1 protein-coding gene is annotated in these 252 nt (G+C 50.0%); it reads right to left on the bottom strand.

What is annotated here, in order from left to right:
- Positions 1–58: 58 nt before the first annotated feature.
- Positions 59–252, bottom strand: a 194-nt coding sequence (locus LZP73_RS21280; RefSeq protein ID WP_234236996.1) for a hypothetical protein, incomplete at its 5' end; no start/stop codon positions are given.

Below are 252 nucleotides of genomic sequence, written 5' to 3'. Positions count from 1 at the left end.
ATGCTGCTTAATAATGTCGATATTCATGCTCATGCCCCAAAAAAAAGGAGACATAAGATCACAGAGGACTCCGTGGGTCAATACTGTTTAGAGGGTAGGCAAAAAAACGTTCATGATCTTGCCCTGCCGTTATCGGCTTATCCACCTCAAATTCCCGGGCAATGTCCCAAAGGTAGCCCGTCAGTTCCCGGGCCACCGCGGTGACAACCTTGTTGTATTCCTTGCCTCGTGCTTTCAGGGCATGGAAGCGGC

It is taken from the genome of Shewanella sp. AS16 (genome assembly GCF_021412365.1).
GTDB classification, from domain to species: domain Bacteria; phylum Pseudomonadota; class Gammaproteobacteria; order Enterobacterales; family Shewanellaceae; genus Shewanella; species Shewanella salipaludis.
Note: the sequence above shows the minus strand (reverse complement) of the source record. Positions and strands in the feature narration are given on the sequence as shown.